Origin of the sequence: Paenibacillus sp. FSL F4-0100 (genome assembly GCF_037993005.1) — a bacterium.
In the GTDB taxonomy this organism is placed as follows: Bacteria; Bacillota; Bacilli; order Paenibacillales; family Paenibacillaceae; genus Paenibacillus_AQ.
The window spans coordinates 3,440,469-3,459,334 of sequence record NZ_CP150303.1 but is presented as its reverse complement, the minus strand read 5'-3'; the positions used below and the strand labels follow the sequence as shown (position 1 = coordinate 3,459,334).

The following is an 18,866-nucleotide window of genomic DNA, read 5'->3' as shown; positions in this document are numbered from 1 at the left end:
CGTCAGAGCTCCTTGCTTGTTATGATGTAAATATGAAAAAGAGATCAAGACAACTTGATCTCCTCGATGAGCGCCGAGTGTTAGTGCAAGTACCCTGCCTCCACTTCGTCCAAAACTTGTCTTGCTTGTTCAATCCACATATCGTCCACCGATGCGTCAGGGTCGATCGGAGCCTGGAATTGATCAAAGAGAGCTCCCAATAAACGAGGTGCCGCATGCTTGTCGGTTCCTGTATTGTATATATGTCTGAACACGAATGGACGGCCGAGCTTTATCGTAGCATGGCAGCCGCCGCATTCGCCATCTAAGCTGCCTTTGGTTACCAGAAAAGGGATCCGAAGCCACACCATCCGCTCCTGATCCAAGCGCCGGTCTAGATAACCATGCTTGTAATCCCAATTGCCGGCTAACGTAAAATCATGTTTACATAGATAGGTATCTATATTCACAAAACGGTCTTCAATATTCTCCAATCTCGATTCCAAATTTATCATGTGCGCCCACCTTATGTTTTTAGTCCTAGGATGGACTTGAATTCCAAACCGTATACGAACATCGTTTACGAATTCAACATGACGAATCATCTCCATATGCTGAGTCTCACTTTCTACCTCTACTAGTGACTCCTCTCCCTTAAATTACTAGTTGTTATGATGTATGCTTTCGAATCTCCTTCAAAACCCATAAATTGAATGACGTTCGTCATTAAAACAGTGACACTAGGCCATATCGAAGTCATAAACACAACTTTCTTCCTGAGTAGTTAGCCTTAATTTTGTTCGAATTCATATAATTTATATCATTTAGTTAAACTTTACCAAATATGTCGTAGTTCCTTTTATACCGATCATTCGTTCGCTGTGCTCCTTGCTGCCTGTCCTGTAAGAACAAGGGCTCATCTTTTTTTGAGGTATCAATGCTATAATAACCCCGTTTACTAAATAGAGAATACGTGGAGTTCTCGTAGAGAAACGGAGGGAAAACATGAAAGTGAAAGGTTATCCGATGCTTGCCAGTCTCTTGGCTGTCATGCTTCTGGTGGGGCTTCATACCCCGGCTTATGGGGAAAATGCTACAAAAAAAGCAACTTGGATCTGGCAGACGGATCTGATTCAGGATGGCGGCGAAGAACTTCTTCGTTTTTCCAGAGAAGAGGGAATTAATCTAATCTTCTTACAGATTGATCGTCAACTGCCGTCTGAAATTTACGAGGCATTTATACAACGTGCGCATGAGAATCAAATCGCAGTGCATGCTTTAGGTGGAGATCCAAGATGGGCCCTCACCGAACATCGGGAAGATATGCTCGGACTCGCGGATTGGGTGGTGAACTATAACGGCAAGGTTTCGGCCGGTGCCCGATTTGACGGAATCCATCTTGATATAGAGCCGTATGTACTTGCCCATTGGGAGGACGAGAAGGACAAGATCATCAGCACTTGGGAACAAAATCTGGAGGTGTTCCTGAATCAAGTGTCCGGAAACGAGCTGGAACTCGGGATCGACATCCCCTTCTGGTTTGATCAATACTCCTTGGAAAATGGCACCAATCTGAATGAATGGCTGATCCGTACATTTGACCATGTTACCGTGATGGCCTACCGGAACGAAGTAGAATCCGAGCATGGAATACTGGAACTGACGCGAGATGAGCTTGAGCTTGCCAACAGGCTTGGTAAACAGATTCTTATTGGGGTTAACACGAAGGAAATGCCGGGCGAGTCTCACACCAGCTTTTATGGACATGGTAAGGACAGAATGAACGAAAAACTGGAGCATCTTTCGGGTGTGCTCGGTTCATATGCATCCTTTGCCGGGATCGCTATCCACGATATCCGCAACTGGCAAAACATGTCCAATGATGGGAGCGTACCGCCAGACGATAACGAACCTACTTCCCCATCACCGGACCCCGATCCGAATCCTGAACCGGGAGAAGGCGGTCGCGTGCCAGATGCGGATCCGGTTACACGGGACCCTATCGTAAGAGGCACTTATATATGGGAAGCTCATGAAGTAATTCAAAACAGTCAGGAAATTCTTGATTTTGCAAAAGAGAAAAACTTGAACTGGCTGTATGTAAGACTGGACCTGGAGCAACCGTACAGTTCGTACTCTTCGTTTGTTAAACAAGCGGCTGCTGCCGGAATCGAAGTTCATGCCATGGGCGGTCATCCGATATGGGCACTTGAGGAGAACCGGCCCCGAATGCTGCGATTGGTTAATTACGTAAAGAACTACAACCGCGCAGTGGAAGGCAATGAACGTTTTCATGGCATTCATTTGGACATTGAGCCTTATGTGCTGCCTGCGTGGAGGGAAAATTCGCAGCAGGTTATTTCCGAATGGACCGCGAATCTGGATGCCTTTGTTACGGAATTGAAAAAGGACTCCAATCTGGAAGCAAGTATGGATATGGCCGTGTGGCTGGATAAATACAAAGTTACCGGTCAAGATATGTCGCTCAGCAAGTGGATGATCAACCGAATGGACCATGTTTCACTCATGGCCTTCCGGGATGTAGCGGAAGGATCGAACGGGATTGTCGCAGTCTCTAAGGAAGAGATTGCATTTGCCGATGAGTTGGGCAAACCGATCAAGATTTCCGTCGAGATCAAAGCCAGCCATGAAGGCGATCATATTTCCTTCTATGAAGAAGGAGCAGCTTACATGGAGGAAGAGCTTGCCAAGCTGCCTGATTTATTGAAGGATTCACCTTCCTTTACCGGTAGCGTGGTGCATGCGTATACTTATTGGAAGAATGCTAAGCCTTAAGAGGTAAGAAACTGAATAACCCCATCGCTCTTGAACGAGCAATGGGGTTATTTTATTGACGCGTTAGGAGGCGTAACTCGCTCTTATCAACAGGGGAGGCATAAAACGTCATAGTCTCATGTATTCTTCTTCGCAAGCGTTCTCTGGGCTCGCTTTACGATGCGCTCGGTTTCCTTGGTTCCGGAAGATGACTGCCACTCCCGGCATAGCTGAATCACCCAATCCGGATTCGTTTTACTGGCATCATTAAGCCAATTCGCTACAGAATCCTGCACATATTTGACCGGATCGGATTTCACCGCATCCAATAGCGGCCGAGCAATGTCCGGGTTCTCTTTTAGTTCGGCAATATGTTTGGCCCAGACGCCTTGCGGACGAGTCACTTCAATTGCAAATCTCCTAATGTACATATTCTTGTCATGAACCCAAGACGATAACAAACGTATAGATTGCCTTAATTCGCTCGCGACAGAATCCCTAACAGCCATCCATGATATTTCACGCACGCCAAAATGTTCATCTGCTGCAAACGCCTTTATTCGGTCCAGCTTCTGTTCAAGGTCCAGCTGATCTAACCCAACCATATAGGCTGCCCAGCAGCGAACGCTGTCTGAACGGTGTTTAGACAGACTGTTTACGATATCAAATTGCTCAGTCTTCGGCATTTGCTCCTGCAGATTCATCCAGGAATCGGCAATCGCCGGGATGATTTTTGTCACCTTGTCTTCAATCTGTACCAACCTCGATAACATTTCATCTCGCTGTTTTTGTAATCCAAACTCGTCCAATACATTTTTCAGCAAGTTCAAGTGATCTACGGCAAGCCATTCTGTCAAATTCACCGTTTCCAATCGCCCTTGCTGTAGTAGCACCTTAACTTCTTCAGGGACCTCACTCACCTTACGAGCACCTTTCCTGTGCAATAATGCACGGTCTATCGATATCTCTTCATCGTTGATTTCCATCCCGATCCAGTCTCCTTAATCTATTATATAAGTTACAGAATAAACGGGATCCAGATCAATGGATGTAATGCAGCTTACAACTTACGTTGTTCAGCTCAATCTCGTCATGGCGTAATCCCGATGAATGTAAATCGTTCGAAATCCGGTCTTGATCATTTTCGCTTCCGATAGCTCTTTTAATACCAATGTGACAGCCTCCCGAGTTGCTCCGACCAAATTCGCAATTTCTTGATGCGTCAGTGGCAGATCGATTCTATAGTACTCGCCGCTACGCTCCAGATCAAATTGATTGGACAGGTTTACGATCACGTGCAGGATTTTTTCATGTAGTTTACCCAACGCCAGGTTTTGCGCAAGACTGCTCATATGTACCAAACGATCACTCAAGACCTTCATCATATTGAGCATGAATTGAGGGTGTTCGATCAGAAAGTTCTCAAATCGCCGCTGATCGATCATGCAGATATCGCATTCTACCAGCGTTTCAATGAATACTTCCCGTGTACCGAGCGATAAACCGTTTAATTCACCAAACACATTCCCTTCGCCCAATATGTCCAGCGTAAATTGCTTTCCTTCTGTGTTTAACCTGTACAAGCGAACTCTACCCTTTTTCACAAAGTATAATCGTTCCGTGAAGGTTTGCGGTGTTTGTATGAATGTATGTTTAGGATAGATTGTAATGGAGGTTAGCTCATCCATCACGACCAAATCATCTTTCGATAAGGAATGAAGCAAGTTGAATTGCGACAGATATTGAATGTTACTCATGATTTACCTCCGAGATCATATGCCCGCATAGGCTCTTTCATGTATTGTATAATTTTTCTGCTGCTAGTGGCCACCCATCAAGCAATATCATGGCAAAAAAGCCTGATTTCTCAGGCTTCATCATGTACGCATATTTATCGATATAAGGTTTCACCGTGTTTACGAGGCCCGCCGTCTCTTTTCAAACAAATGCTCGCCCCTGACCCACATATGATATAAATACTCGAAGCTTCCCGCAAGTACTGCAATCAGCAGGACCTCCGAGAAATCAAGAGTCCAGTTCGCAACACCGCCAATAATCCACAGCATTACAAATACCAATCCGGCATCGGCAATCGTTGCCATCATATTGCTGGTACGTGGTAGAATAAATAAATCTCCCACCAAATAAGCAACGATGCCAATTCCTAATGCCGTCAATATAGCCCCTGTGAACGAAGCATCGGTAAGTGCAACCAGCAGTGCCGTAATCAAAACTCCATGCACCAATAACTTAACAAGCAGTTTCATAAGCGATACACTCCTTTTGCGGTAGTGTATCCCTTTTGCGTGTTTTTACTCCTGACCATGGTCCCTAACCGTCGGAAAACCATCATTCATATCGGCGCTGTTCCGTACCAGTTTGATTTCCATAACTGTGCCTTGGCCAAGCGTGCTATGAACCTGAATATGTCCTCCATGCGCGATCACAATGTCATGTGTAATAGCCATGCCAAGACCTGACCCTTTATGGAGTTCTCCCGTATTGGTCCCACGGTAATAGCGATCGAAGATTCTTCCGAGCTCCTCCTGCTTAATGCCTTTTCCATTATCCTCCACACGAATCAGGATATGCTCTTCATTCTTCTCGACCTGGACCTTGATCGAAATATCCTCACGGTTATGAACAATCGCATTATAGATCAGATTGGTGATTGCTCTACGTATCAGAATATCGTCAACCTCGATTTTAATGATCTCAAGACTGCTGCTAAAATCAATGTCCCGGTTGGCGTATCTCGGGTCATTCAGCGTATCGATCACGACATTGCGTACCAGGCTTACAAGGTTTACATTTTTCTTATTCAACGTCAGCTTTTTATTCCTCAAGCGGGTCGACAGATTCAAGTCTTCGATCACGTCTCGCAAATATTTGGACTTTCCTTCAATGATCCCGGCGTAATCCCGTATTTCATCCATCGAGAACTGATATTCCGTGTCCTTTATCATCTCCGCATAGCCTTGGATCGAAGCAAGAGGCGTTTTGATATCATGCGAGATATTGCCGATCCATTCTTCCTTCATCGCATCCAATTTCTTTCTTTCCTTCTCGCTTGATTTCAGCTCTTGGGCCAAAAGATTAATATTGGCGAACACGTCCTTATATATCCCCTTAGGTTGATGATAGACGTTATAATTACGGCTAGCTAAACGCTTAATGCTGTCGATTAAGATAAACATGGGTTTGGTCAGCCGCTTGCTGAAGATATAAGCGATACATAAGGCGATGAATCCGTCAACGATGATGATGGATACACTAAATACCTTAAACATCTGTGCGAAGTTCCGTGAATCGATGGTTAACACTTGCCGCTCCAAGTATGGAGTCGTAAATCCAATCAAGTAACTGTAACGATGTTCGAAGCCTGTCTTTTCGCCAATAAAGACGGTCGAAAGCACTTCCTTCTCGACATACTTATAAATCTGCACAATATCGATGGGGGCGTACTTTGTTTTGGCTTCTTCCGGAGCAAGATAGCGGTAGATTTCCCCGCCATCCTCATCCAGAATTTGTACCCATGCCTGATTCTTCTCCAGAATCTCCTTGCCCTTCTCGCTTACCGAAGCCCCCGATTCCGATATTACGATATGTTCCTGGAAGGATCGGGATATCGATTCTGCTGAGGTTTGCCGATTTAAAAGCGGGAAATCCTCATTCACCGATTGTAGAACGAATAAGCCGATAATCACCACGATGTTCATAATAATAACGATGACGACGATAAGAACCACGGAGACCAGATACCTGCCGGTCAGCTTCCACTTCATCCCTTATTCATCCTCTACGACAAACTTATACCCAAGGCCTTTTACCGTAAGGAGATACCGGGGATTGGAAGGGTCCTCTTCTATTTTCTCCCGCAGCCTCCTGATGTGAACCATCACGGTATTATCAAATCCGAAGAATTCCTCACCCCATACCTGATCATATAAACTTTCCTTGCTGATGATCTGGCCCGGATGTTTAAGCAGCAGCGTAAGCAATCCCAGCTCTTTCGGTTTTAGTGGAATGACCTTGCCATTCTTCTTCAGCTCCACCTTCTCTTCATCTAATTCAAAGGGGCCTTTCTTGATCACGCGATTCGGTTTGTCCTCATGCTCAGAAACATCCGGTCTCCGAAACCGGGCTTTGATCCGGTAAGCCACTTCCTTCGGACTAAAGGGCTTGGTAATATAGTCGTCGCCGCCGATGGCGAAACCCAGGATTTTATCAATCTCTTCGGTCTTGGCCGATAAGAAGAATATCGGAACATTGGAGACGCTGCGTATTTTCTTGCATACCTCGTATCCTTCTCCGTCCGGAAGCATGATATCCAGAATGACAAGATCGGGCTGCCACTTCTGGAATTCAAGCCATGCTGCTTCCGCTGTTGCTGCGGTATATACCTGATCGATGCCTTCCTTGATCAGCACGGTTTGAAGAAGCCTGACAATATCCGCCTCGTCATCAACGACAAGTACCTTTTGATCAAACGCCAATTCGTTCACCCCCTGCTATAACCAACATTTTTCCCTCCTGCCAGGCTGCTATTCAACAGCGCATAGAGCATTGAGAAGGAATCGTACATCAAACTTACTCCTCCGCAAAAAACTTCGATAGCGGGTTATCCTCTTGTTTATCTAACACCACCTTGCCCTTCTTGTCCATCACATAGTACTGATAAAAAGCGCTCGTGAATCCGAGGGATTCCTGCATTTTCACCATGTAGGTCTCCAAGGCCTCATCTGTTACATGATCTCCATTCCAGAAATAGTGCAGCATTAGGCGATTTTGATTGAATGGATGCTTGATCACATACGCCCCGGAAGCACTCGGTTGATTCATGGTATCCTTCCAGGCAAAGCCCATTTTGTTCACCCGCTCGATGATACCGGACTTCAGGGCCTGGATCACCCCGTTCGTTTTACCGTTACCGATCACGATCAGATTGCTTGTCCCCAGTTCCTTCTTCAATTTCGTTTTCAACACCTGGCGATCCCGAATAACGTCATATTTCACTCCGCTGATATCAAGAAGCATTGTGAGCTGGTTCACCATGGCTTCTTGCTGTTTGCGTGTATGATTGCTTACTTGATCGCTCAGAACGATCGATAATGGCTCTCCCTGAAGGGCCTTCTCCATGATGCGGCTCATCGTTTCGTAGGGCAGTCCTGGAATTTGGGAAAGGGCTGATTGGTACAGCAATTGAAACTGATCATGCATATATGCGGTTTTCTCCTCTTCGGACAGTTGGTATTCAGGCTTGAGTACAAACCCCGGCTGATGTAGAGCCGTTGCCATTTCGTTTCGCGCCTCTTTTCCGAGCACGTCTTCAATCGTTTGGAGAAGTCCCTCAATGGTAGCATTTTTATATACATAGCGTTTGAAATATTCCTTCATAAAGCGGTCAAACTTCTCTTCGCCAACGGAACGGTACAATTGGTAGATCGCTTGGCGACCTTTCTCGTAATACACCGGGTTAGCCAAATCCCCCACCTCGTCATTGGTCGATGCAATGGCAAGCTCCATCTTGGAATCGTCAAATTGAATGGATTTAAAACCATTCAGCTTATCCCCCTGCTTCTCTGCAAAATACACCTTGGAAAAATCGGCAAAACCTTCGTCCAGGAAAGATTCCTTCTCCGAATCGTTCCCGATTAGAGCGTGGAACCACTGATGAGCGATTTCATGAACGAATACAGTGTCTTGCGCGGGGTCGGCCTGGGTGTGAACCTGTCCCATCTGGATGACCCGTGAATATTCAATAGCCACACCCTCCACGTAAGACTCGACGATTCGGAATTCCGGATAAGGATAAGCGCCGTATTTATCACCAAAAAATTCAATGGCTTTAAATGCCTGATCGATATACCGATCAATGACCTGTTTCTTTCCCGGTTCGTTATCAAAATATAAATATTCGATCGTCAAGCCGTCGCGGGTAACACTATCCACTTTGAAATTGGGACTGGCAAAAAATACGAATTCCCTTGTATTGTTGGCAACAGTGGAAACAACCTTGCGGCCAGGTTCCACGTTATTCCGTGTCGTTATCGTGCCTGGCATCGCCACCTGATAAGCGTCAGGAACGTTGAGCTCTACTTCATAATCTGCAGAAGTATAATAATCGCTTTCGAATGATGGACTGTAAGGGGTTGTATTCCATTGATGCCTCTCCTCGTCATAGACCGACAAAACCGGAAACCAGTGAGCGCCATTCACAATATCCTGGTAATAAGATAAGCGCTGCGAGCCATACGGAATGTTCAAAGAGAAGTCCATATGTACCGATATCGTTGCGCCCGGTTGAAGGGGCTCCTTTAATTGAATAGTCAAAGCCTGATCTTTATTATGGAACTCGAGAGCTTGGCTGTTAGCGTTGACTCCTTGAATATCAATGCCGCCGAGAAAATCTTCCGGCTTCTTATTCGGATTGTTCTTGCTGATTGCTTCGTTCGATCGTTTAAACATGGACGTCTGAGTCGATTTCGAACGGTTGGCATCGGCATAGGTATGGAATACCAGCTGATTCAACGTATCCTGACTGGTGTTTCGATAGGTAACCATGCTGCTTGCCTGCATGGTCATGTTCTTCTCGTTCAGTCTCGCCTGAATATGATATTGAATCGGCGCATGCGCTTCAACGCTCGCAGAGACTTGTGAAATTGTAGTCGGGGAACCGGCTTTTGCCGCTGCATGACCCGCGTTGATGAGCGGGCATGCAGTCAATGTCAATGCAAGTGAGCCAATAATAGCCTTTTTCGATAGGATCGTCGTTTTTTCTTTTACGTGAGTCATGTTATTCTCTCCCTCTGATATCGTCCTTATTTTCCTAACGTTTCAAGCTTCACCTTGGCTGGTTCCGGAAGCTCGTTTGCCTGTACCTCTTGATAGGAACTGACACCCTTTTCCTTGACGTATAAACGCAAGTACGCTTCCTTTCGCAGTTCTTTGTTCGCCCTAAAGGTTAACGTCTTCGCGTTCCCTTCTTTGTTGAAGCCCTCCAAGGTGTACTCATAGTAGATGTACTTCTCCCCGTTATCCGTTTTGTCTTCCACTTTGGTTCCATCTTGAATTTGCACATAATATTGATCCGTCCCGAAGCGGTTAATGTTCACATTTTGAATAAATACAACAAATCCAACTAGGATGGCGACAAGAATGCCGCCGAAGATCATCGTTTTTTTCATGACTATACTCCTTTATGATAGGTTATTTAGTTTTGGTTACAATTTTATAGTAGGACCTAACGGTAACGACGTAATAGATCAAATAAACACAGGTATAGACGGCCATACAGATCACGACCGGAATCACAAGATTCATATGCAGAAGGTTGGACAACGCAGAAAGTGCGACAGCGCAGTGGGCAATGCCGGCAACGAGCGGCAAAGCAAAGATGAACAGCACTTGCTGGGCTATGCTCTTTTTAACCTCACGCCGATTTACGCCGATCTTGTTTAATATCTGATATCTTGCCTTATCCGAATTTGCCTCGGTTAATTGCTTGAAATATATGATGCTGCCAGTCGCCGTAAGGAACACAAGCCCCAGAAATCCTCCCATAAAAATCAACAGGCCTGACGCTTCCATTCCTCTCGCATAATCCTGATAATAGCTGGCAAATGACGCGCTTTCCGGCAAGATGCCTTCGAGATCCTCCGTCAGCTGCTTCGCTTTGTCTTGATTCGATATGCCATAGGCCTCCAGCATGATCGTGTTTGCTTGTTTCTCCAATTGCGCAAACCGTTCATCGCTTATAACGATAGTAGAATAGACCGTACCCAAGTTCAGCACGCTGTATTTCTTCAATTCCTTAAAGGTAATTGGCTGCTCCTGCTTGTCTGTTTTGAGCGAGACCGTAGAACCCACATACGTCGGTGAAATTCCTTCGTAATAGGCCGGGTCCAAGGCAACGGCCTCTTCTCCGCTTAATGTGATGGTATCTTCGCGGCCCTGCATCTTCGCCAGCTCGTTAAAATCATGCTGGGAGATGACGCTGTATGATTGGATGTCATGCGAAAAAACATCGTTCAGCCCACTGACATCAGCATCCACTTCCAAGATAGGGACGGACGCATGATATAACAGCTCGTGCTGCGGAGTTGACTCTATCAACTCGTCGGCTCGCTTGGTCACGCTGCTATCATGGGAGATCCACATCATGCTGTTCGGGTTCGCTTGCTGGGCATTGCTTGCATTACTGTAATAAAAGCTGTAAGCCGTCCCAACAGCAGTAAGTGTTGTCGCGCTAAGGACGGCAATGATCGTGAGCGTACGCGCATTGCCTTTGATGCGATATAGAAGCTGGGAGACACCGATCATGTTCATCCCGTTCCAGAATCTGTTCTTGTTATTTCTGGATATTTTCAACAATGTCACGGTCAGGGTACTGAACAGCAGATACGTTCCGATAATCACCGTCGTCAGGATGACGAGTGGCGTTAGCATGAATCCCATCGCCGCCCAAGCCTTGGATTCCAGCAGGTTCTGCAGAGCAAGCCAATATCCGGTGCCTATGAATACCAGAGACAATACAGCGGTGATCCATGAAGCCTTCGGTTCCCGTTCTCCCTCCTGATCCGCATGAAACAACTCAATCAATTTGAACCGGTAGATCAATCGGTAACCCTGCAGTGACGTGATAAGCGTAATGATCATAAACACAATGGCGGTGTTGATGATGGCCGCAGGCGATATCGAGAAATTCGACACCGCATCATATCCCATGACCTTCATTAACAGAGATACAAAAAATCTCGTCAGCACGGAGCCCAGGGCAATCCCGGCCAGTAGAGCCAGCACGCCCATCAGAAAGTTTTCATAAAATAACATCCGGCCGATCTGTTTTTTCCGAACACCGAGCAATGAATACAATCCGACCTCTTTCTTGCGCTTGCGAGTAAAGAAGGAATTGGAGTACCAGATGAATATAGCCACAAAGATGATCAGCACAACAGCGGCACCGCTAAAAGCAGAGCTGATTTTTGTCGACCCCTCCGTTGCGGACTGAATCGCAGTATCATATTTAAGTGAAACAAAAGTGAAGTAAATGACGATACTAAAGATCATCGAAGCAAAATATAAAAAGTAATTGGTGAAATTTTTGCGGATGTTTTTTCTGGCTATGCTAAACAGTGTCATCATGCTCACCCCCAAGTGCAGCCAGTACCTCCAGGATCTGATCAAAAAACACCTTGCGCAGTTGGTCTTCTCGATGAAGCTCCTGGTACAGCTGCCCGTCTTTTATAAAAATGACGCGTTTGCAGTAGCTTGCTGCATAAGCATCGTGAGTGACCATCATGATGGTGGCACGCTCTATCTCATTCAGTTTCTTTAAGCTTTGCAGCAGGCTGGTTGCCGACTTGGAATCCAGCGCCCCTGTCGGTTCATCCGCCAATATGAGGCTTGGATTGGCAACAATGGCGCGCGAGGCCGCGGTACGCTGCTTCTGACCACCCGAGATGTGATAAGGATATTTGTTTAAGATATCGCGAATCCCGAACGTATCGGCGATGTCGTTCACCCGTTTCTCAATCTCGGCTGCAGGCACCTTGGACAATGCCAGGGGAAGCAAAATATTTTCTTTGACGGTGAGCGTGTCCAGCAGGTTGTAGTCCTGAAAGATAAATCCGAGCTGATTCCGGCGAAAATCGGATAGCTGCTCCTCATTCATCGATACGATATGTTGTCCGGCAATGGTAATATCGCCTGCCGACGGTGTATCGATCGTCGAGAAAATATTCAGCAGCGTGGATTTGCCTGCCCCGGAAGGCCCCATAATACCGACAAACTCACCTTCCTGAATTTCAAGATTGATGTCTTGCAATGCCGTATATTGATTTCCTTGAATACCGAATGTTTTTTCTACATGTTTTGCTTGTAATATGGTTGTCATATCGCGTTCTCCTTCAAGTCATCGTTAGTTAAGCACAGATGTAATTATAGAAGGCGAACCTTACACGATTTTTATACGAACCTTACATAAAGCTTAACAAACTGGTTGAGTGCACTTACACAAACTTGCTGGCTCAGAACAAAACACAAACCCGCTTCATGGACATGGCCATGGCGGGCTATAACGTTCTATTATTCAAGTCTTCGGACTATTCTTCCTTTAACACCACAAAATCCTGCGGGTTCGAACGAATGAACAGCCTGATCCGTTTCAAGCTATCGGGAGCGATCTCATTAAATCTCATGCGTAATACACGCTTTCTGAATCCTTGGCGTGGTCATAAAACACCCAGAACATGCACAAAGCCTGTTGGCTTCTGTTCAAACTTGAAATCGCCTGTGATTTGACGGAAGCTTTTTTCCGCGGATACCTAGAAGCGTTGATTCCACACAAGCCCATCCCAATCTTGCGTCATCCAACGTCTCAAAATCCGCTTGGTTCATCGTCACTAATGTCATTCAACTGCTGGCTAACTAGAATCCAAGAAAGGGGTTTACTACATGATGTCACCCGAAATCGAAGCCATCCGGCAGCAGCTCCCGGGCTGGCTGGAAGCCAGCTCTCCATGTGTCGGCAGAGGCAAAGTCGCCTCCTATATCCCCGAGCTGTCCAAAGCTCCCCATGATGCTTTGGGCATCACCTTAATGAACCCCCAGGGTGAATCCGTCACCGCCGGGGACTGCGGTCTGCGTTTTACGATGCAGAGCATCTCCAAAGTGTTTACGCTGATATTGGCGCTGATGGACAATGGAGAGGACGCCGTCTTTAGCAAGGTCGGCATGGAGCCGACCGGAGACAACTTCAATTCCATGTTGAAGCTGGAGTTAGTCAGACCCGGCATTCCCTTCAATCCGATGATTAACGCAGGCGCGATTACCGTTTCTTCCTTAATTCGCGGAGACAGCCCAAACGAGAAATCCGACCGAATTCTTCAGTTCCTTAAAGAGCTAGCGGTCAACACTGATTTGGAATATGACTTGGGCGTTTACCGCTCCGAATCGGATACCGGGAATCTGAATCGCTCTATAGCATTCTTTCTAAAGGAAAACGGGGTGCTCAGCGGAGATGTTGAAGAGGTGTTAGAGGTGTATTTTCGGCACTGCTCCATCGCTGTGGATTGCGCCGATTTAGCCAGAATGGCATTGGTGCTAGCCTGCAACGGTTCGGATCCGCTAACCGGCAAAGCGCTCATACCGAGAAGATATGTTCAAATCGCCAAGACGTTCATGACGACATGTGGCATGTACAACGCATCAGGAGAATTCGCCATTCAGGTAGGCTTACCCGCCAAGAGCGGCGTTTCAGGGGGCATTTTAACTTTTGTGCCGGGACGTTATGGCATCGGCGTAGTAGGCCCTGCATTGAATAATAAAGGCAACAGCTATGCCGGCGTACATTTACTCCAGTCCATATCCCGCGAGATGGACTGGAGTATCTTCTAAATACAAAAATCCCCCTGGAGCAGTTACAGCTTCAAGAGGATTGAATCCGTCAAATATGTTCTGAAGATAGCACTTTGCTTCGTTTCGTTTGTTAAGAGGGGAATGCGCTCTTACCTGTTTCGAATGGGTCCCATTCTCCTATTTTCTGAAGAACAGTCGCCCAATCCGGTCTGCAAATTCCTGCATATTCACACTGGATGGGTCAAGACGGTAATATCCGTTCTTCACGGCCTCCAATACCCAAAGCGGCAGCTTCTTGCCCTCAAGCAGCGGATATACGTTGTCGTAGGCCCACATAAGATGCTCCCATCGCTTGTCGTTTCCTTCCTGAATATACTCCGATACATCGAGCACCTTCCCTCTGCCTTCCTGCAGCAGTACATTCTTCAAATGAATATCCCGCGGGTTTAAGCCCTTGCTCCGCACAAAGGAGCGTGCTGCCTCGACATCATCGATGACCTGCCTTGGAACGGACACACCATAGAGCAAACAGTCATACAGGGTTAATCCAGATTCATGGCTGATCGCCACATAACGCTGACCTGCCCCATAAAATGCAGGGAAATAGGGGCTGCCCACCAGCTCTTGATAGACCTTAATCTCCGCTTCCTTCTTAGGCAGCGCCTCCGCAGCATACAGTTTGAACGCGTAGGCCGGCAAAGGTTCGTATACGAATACTGCAGCATCCGTACCGATTCCGATACAGCGCAGGTCATCCGATTCGCCTTCAATCGTGACAGGGTCGTTATCACCGTTCTTGATAACTTCCATACAAGCTAGTGCGGTTTCTGCCTGCTTCCAATGTTCGTGATTCATAGGCCACCTCATTTGGTGTTACTGGACTTAAATCAGTATGATCGTACCACACTCACGTTTCAAAAAAAATATTTGCCAGCGATGCCTGATCCTGACCACAAAAAAACCGCGAGAGCTTCTCGCGGTTTCATGCTTCTTGCCTACATATCGTTACTCCGGTTTCACGAAATATCCAATACCAGTGGCATACTCTATCATTTTTTCAAATAACAGCTTGTCCGGTACAGCACATTTTACTCCCGTGTGCTTAAGGAATTCCGATGTTTGCGGACAAGTATACCGGTAGATGGAATTCTTCGCTCCGTCGCCTTCGAACTGTGCCATCGCCAGCTCAAGGCCTTCCTTATTCTTCGGCTGCTGCGGATCCAATAACCATGCTTCGTATGCCTTCCAGTCCGTCACTGAAATGTCATATCCATAGGCTTTAAAATGCTCCACCATGTCCTCATAAGGAATGGCAACCGGGTTGCAGATATGGAACACTCGCCCAACCGTTTCTTGTTGAAGCAGCAGAGCGGTAATGGCCTCCCCGGCATAGTTAATCGGCGTAATATCCACTTCCCATCTCACGCCAGGCGCTTTCTTCAACAGCAGCATCGCTTTCAGCATGCGGTAAAAAGCGTTGTTGTCGATGTTTTTCTGGAATATTCCGTTCTCCGAGTTACAAGACAGATTCCCCACGCGATAAACCGCGGCCGGGATTCCTCTATCTGCACCGGCTTTAATGACCAGCTTCTCTGCCTCCAGCTTGCTGTTCGTATAGACATTCTCGATGATCGACTCTTCATATCCCGTTCCGGCAACGATGGCATCCCATTGACCACCCAGTGCCAAATCTTCAGGGATCCCAAGCGTAGATATAAAGTGGAAGCGGATATGCGGTCTTCTCTGAGCCAAAGCCAACAGGCGGTCCGTACTCTCCACATTGACTCTGGCAAAATAGTCGGAATCGCCAAAATGCTTCACTTCAGCTCCGCAATGAATGATGGAATCGATGCGCGCTTCAATCAATGCACGGTCTTGGGCTCCGAGCCCGAGAAACTCCTGCTCCAAGTCGCCCTGAATCGCGATCACCCTTTTATCCATACGAGTCTTGACCTCTTCGCCAAAATATCCGGTCATGATCTGCTCAAGGCGAGCATAGGGCTCCATCAGCTTCGACGGTCGAACCAGGCAGTACACGGTAGCGGTCGATTGTTTCAGCAGTTCATTCAGCAGATGTGATCCCAAATATCCCGTCGCGCCAGTCAGCAAAATATGCTGCTGGGTATAGATGGGTTGTCCCGAACCCTGGTTGATAGGGAATGAGATTGGATACTCAGCCAAATCCTGAATAGGAAGATCCCTATTCTCTGTTTGATCGGATGGAATCGTCTGCTGACCCAGTTCCTCTACTCTCTCCGCCAATTTTACAATCGTCGGATAAACAAAGAAATCATTGATCTTCAACTGTGGATATTGCGGCTTAAGAAGCACTAGAATCTCCAGGATTTTCAGAGAATACCCGCCAATATCGAAGAAATCGTCATGGATGCCGATTTTGGTTTGTCCGAGTGCTCTTTCCCAGGCTGCAGCAATATCCCGCTGAATATCATTAACCGGTGCCTCGTAGTGGGAGTCATCCTCTTCCATCTCCATCGACAATTCGTACAATGCCAGCTTCTTACGATCAATCTTACCGGTCGGGGATAGTGGCATCTCTTCTACAAAACACATGTATTTAGGAACCATGTAACTAGGTACTTTCTGACTTAAAAATTGCACCAAATCCTTAGCGGAAGCTGCCTGTCCATCATGGGTTGTATAGAATGCCGCTAACATTTTGGTTCCGTCCTCGTCAATTCTCGGAATGACCGCGATGTCCTTTACGCGTTCATGCTTCGCCAGATTATCCTCGATCTCTCCAATCTCGATCCGGAAGCCTCTGATCTTCACCTGTGAATCTTTTCGTCCCCGGTATTCTACTTGTCCGTTCGGCAGCAGGCGAACCAAATCTCCGGAACGGTAGTATTGTTTACCAGATTCTGGTGTTAACGGATCCAGAATGAAGGCTTCTTTGGTTTTCTCAGGCTGATTCAGATACCCTTTGGCTACGCCGATCGAGCAGATCAGCAGCTCTCCGGTTACGCAAGTTGGACATAACTCATTATGCTCATTCACAATATACAATTCATAGTTGGCAAAAGGCGTCCCGATATACACGGTGGCCAGATCGTCCGGAACCGCATAATTCACGACATGCCCTGTTGCTACAACCGTCGTTTCCGTTGGGCCGTATAGATTCACGATTGGAATCTGCAGCTTCTTCTGGAACATACGAACGGTTTCTCCGGCCAGTGCTTCCCCACCAACCACGATCGTTTTGATATTACGGTATTTGTGAGTATCTTCCATAGGCAAATACGCTGCCAATTGATTAAAAAACACCGTAGGCAGTATCGCGACACGCGTTGCATTGGTTTCTGCCACAGCCTCCGTAAAGGCGTCTATGGAGAAACGCTGCTCATCGGAGAGAAGATGCAGTCGTGAACCGCAAGCCAGCGATCCGAATATATCGTAAACGGAAGCATCAAAGCTGAAGGTGGAATATTGAAGAATGATATCCTGTTCACTCATCTGTAATTTCTCTTGATTGGCCAGTGCCAAGTTCACGACGCCTTGATGGGCGATTAAGGCCCCTTTCGGTTTGCCTGTTGAACCGGAGGTATAGATGATGTATGCCAAATCATCACCTTCAACGCGAACGCCACAGGCTTCATCCGAGTACGAAAGGAATTTATCATCAAGACAGAAGTATTCTGGCTTCGGTTGAAAACCTGCCAGGAGCCCATCCAGCTTTGCTGTGAAATCCTGATGTGTAAGAATGATCGCCGATTCGGTATCCTCGATAATATAGGCATTTCGTTCATCTGGATGTGATGGATCCAGCGGGATATAGGCTCCACCGGCCTTGAGCACACCGAGCATACTTACAACCGTATCCAGGCCTCTCTTCATAAATATCGAGACGAATTGGCCTTTACGCAGCCCCTTGTCTAGAAGCATATGTGAGATTTGGTTTGACAACCGGTCAAGCTGTTCATACGTGACTTGCTCATGATCCGACGATAGTGCAATTCTCTCCGGAAATTTCTTCACAATGGAAGCAAGCATTGACACAATGGTAGGATCTTCCGGCAGCTCCTGCTTCGTGTCATTGAGAATCGTGTACGCGTTCCGGTCCTCATCAGTAAGCATAGGCAAACGGCTAACCGGCATGTCCGCATGCTCAAGAGCCGCGCAAGCAAGCAGCTCAAAATGCCTGCTGAATTTTTCGATCGTTTCTTCTTTATACAAAGGCCGTGCATAGGATACATAGAGTGTCCACTCGTCCTTCTTCTCTTCCTGAACCATCCAGTTCAGCCCGCTGGAACTATAGGCATAACCCTTCCCGTTACTTCCATAGACCGTTTGGAGAGTGAGCGATTGACCGGTGAAGCCTTCTATATCCTCAAGCGAAAAGCTGCTTCCTTCAATCTGCTCCATTTTGGCGGAAACTTGCTCATAAATCTGTGCGAATGAATCGCTACCGCTTAAGTTAACTCTCAGCGGAAGGAGATTGCCCATCTCATTGTTCACGCCGATCAGCAAATCGGTATCGTGCGTCATTCGGTACAGAAATACGACATAGCTTGTGAGCATCCATGCCTTCATGTCATATGAATCGCGGAACCGCTTGATCTTACCGGTTTCGATACGAAGATTAATCGCCGTATGATCAAGCTCTTGCTGCTGAAGATGCGCTGGACCATCGGTGTACAGATAGAATCCCGGTAAAGGTAGCTGCAGTTCATTCAACCAATATTCTTTGCCTTGTTCGATCATCAATGTTGTATTCAAAGGTTTCAGCTCCATCTTTT

At 46.7% G+C, this 18,866-nt stretch carries 14 protein-coding genes; 2 read left to right on the top strand and 12 right to left on the bottom strand.

Going from position 1 to position 18,866, the window contains the following annotated elements:
- Positions 1–80: 80 nt before the first annotated feature.
- On the bottom strand, positions 81–494 hold the full coding sequence (locus MHH48_RS15710) for a YugN-like family protein (RefSeq protein WP_076323225.1): 414 nt from the start codon (positions 492–494) through the stop codon (positions 81–83).
- Between the two features lie 490 nt (positions 495–984).
- On the opposite strand from MHH48_RS15710, the gene MHH48_RS15705 reads away from it, so the two are divergent.
- Entirely contained in the window at positions 985–2,775 is a 1,791-nt protein-coding gene (locus MHH48_RS15705) for a hypothetical protein (RefSeq protein ID WP_076323224.1), read from the top strand.
- Positions 2,776–2,891: 116 nt separating this feature from the next.
- Here the strand turns inward: MHH48_RS15705 and MHH48_RS15700 are convergent, their stop codons facing one another.
- The 9 genes from MHH48_RS15700 to MHH48_RS15660 form a co-directional block, all read right to left on the bottom strand.
- Positions 2,892–3,740 carry a DNA alkylation repair protein gene (locus MHH48_RS15700; protein ID WP_076323223.1) on the bottom strand — a complete coding sequence of 283 codons (849 nt, stop codon included), beginning with the start codon at positions 3,738–3,740 and terminating at the stop codon, positions 2,892–2,894.
- Positions 3,741–3,830: 90 nt separating this feature from the next.
- Positions 3,831–4,511: a Crp/Fnr family transcriptional regulator gene (locus MHH48_RS15695; RefSeq protein ID WP_076323222.1), complete on the bottom strand. Its 681-nt coding sequence runs from the start codon at positions 4,509–4,511 to the stop codon at positions 3,831–3,833.
- 159 nt (positions 4,512–4,670) lie between these two features.
- Entirely contained in the window at positions 4,671–5,021 is a 351-nt protein-coding gene (locus MHH48_RS15690; RefSeq protein ID WP_076323221.1) for a DUF2512 family protein, read from the bottom strand.
- 45 nt (positions 5,022–5,066) lie between these two features.
- The gene (locus MHH48_RS15685) at positions 5,067–6,539 is read right to left on the bottom strand and encodes a HAMP domain-containing sensor histidine kinase (RefSeq protein ID WP_083659693.1); all 1,473 of its coding nucleotides are present in this window, start codon (positions 6,537–6,539) and stop codon (positions 5,067–5,069) included.
- A 3-nt stretch (positions 6,540–6,542) separates the two neighbouring features.
- Positions 6,543–7,250: a response regulator transcription factor gene (locus tag MHH48_RS15680; protein ID WP_076323602.1), complete on the bottom strand. Its 708-nt coding sequence runs from the start codon at positions 7,248–7,250 to the stop codon at positions 6,543–6,545.
- Positions 7,251–7,344: 94 nt separating this feature from the next.
- On the bottom strand, positions 7,345–9,549 hold the full coding sequence (locus MHH48_RS15675; protein WP_076323220.1) for a M1 family metallopeptidase: 2,205 nt from the start codon (positions 9,547–9,549) through the stop codon (positions 7,345–7,347).
- Positions 9,550–9,575: 26 nt separating this feature from the next.
- Entirely contained in the window at positions 9,576–9,941 is a 366-nt protein-coding gene (locus MHH48_RS15670) for a YxeA family protein (RefSeq protein ID WP_076323219.1), read from the bottom strand.
- 22 nt (positions 9,942–9,963) lie between these two features.
- A complete protein-coding gene (locus tag MHH48_RS15665) occupies positions 9,964–11,895 on the bottom strand; it encodes an ABC transporter permease (RefSeq protein ID WP_076323218.1) in 1,932 nt (643 codons plus the stop codon).
- The gene (locus MHH48_RS15660; RefSeq protein ID WP_076323217.1) at positions 11,882–12,649 is read right to left on the bottom strand and encodes an ABC transporter ATP-binding protein; all 768 of its coding nucleotides are present in this window, start codon (positions 12,647–12,649) and stop codon (positions 11,882–11,884) included. Before MHH48_RS15660 ends, MHH48_RS15665 begins: the two co-directional genes overlap by 14 nt.
- A gap of 563 nt (positions 12,650–13,212) precedes the next feature.
- On the opposite strand from MHH48_RS15660, the gene glsA reads away from it, so the two are divergent.
- Positions 13,213–14,151 carry a glutaminase A gene (gene glsA / locus MHH48_RS15655; protein ID WP_179090653.1) on the top strand — a complete coding sequence of 313 codons (939 nt, stop codon included), beginning with the start codon at positions 13,213–13,215 and terminating at the stop codon, positions 14,149–14,151.
- Positions 14,152–14,289: 138 nt separating this feature from the next.
- On the opposite strand, the gene MHH48_RS15650 is transcribed toward glsA, so the two are convergent.
- Both MHH48_RS15650 and MHH48_RS15645 read right to left on the bottom strand, forming a co-directional pair.
- Entirely contained in the window at positions 14,290–14,967 is a 678-nt protein-coding gene (locus tag MHH48_RS15650) for a serine/threonine protein kinase (protein ID WP_076323215.1), read from the bottom strand.
- A gap of 150 nt (positions 14,968–15,117) precedes the next feature.
- Positions 15,118–18,846 (bottom strand): amino acid adenylation domain-containing protein, encoded by a 3,729-nt coding sequence (locus MHH48_RS15645; RefSeq protein WP_256720569.1) that lies wholly within the window; start codon positions 18,844–18,846, stop codon positions 15,118–15,120.
- Between the last annotated feature and the right edge of the window lie 20 nt (positions 18,847–18,866).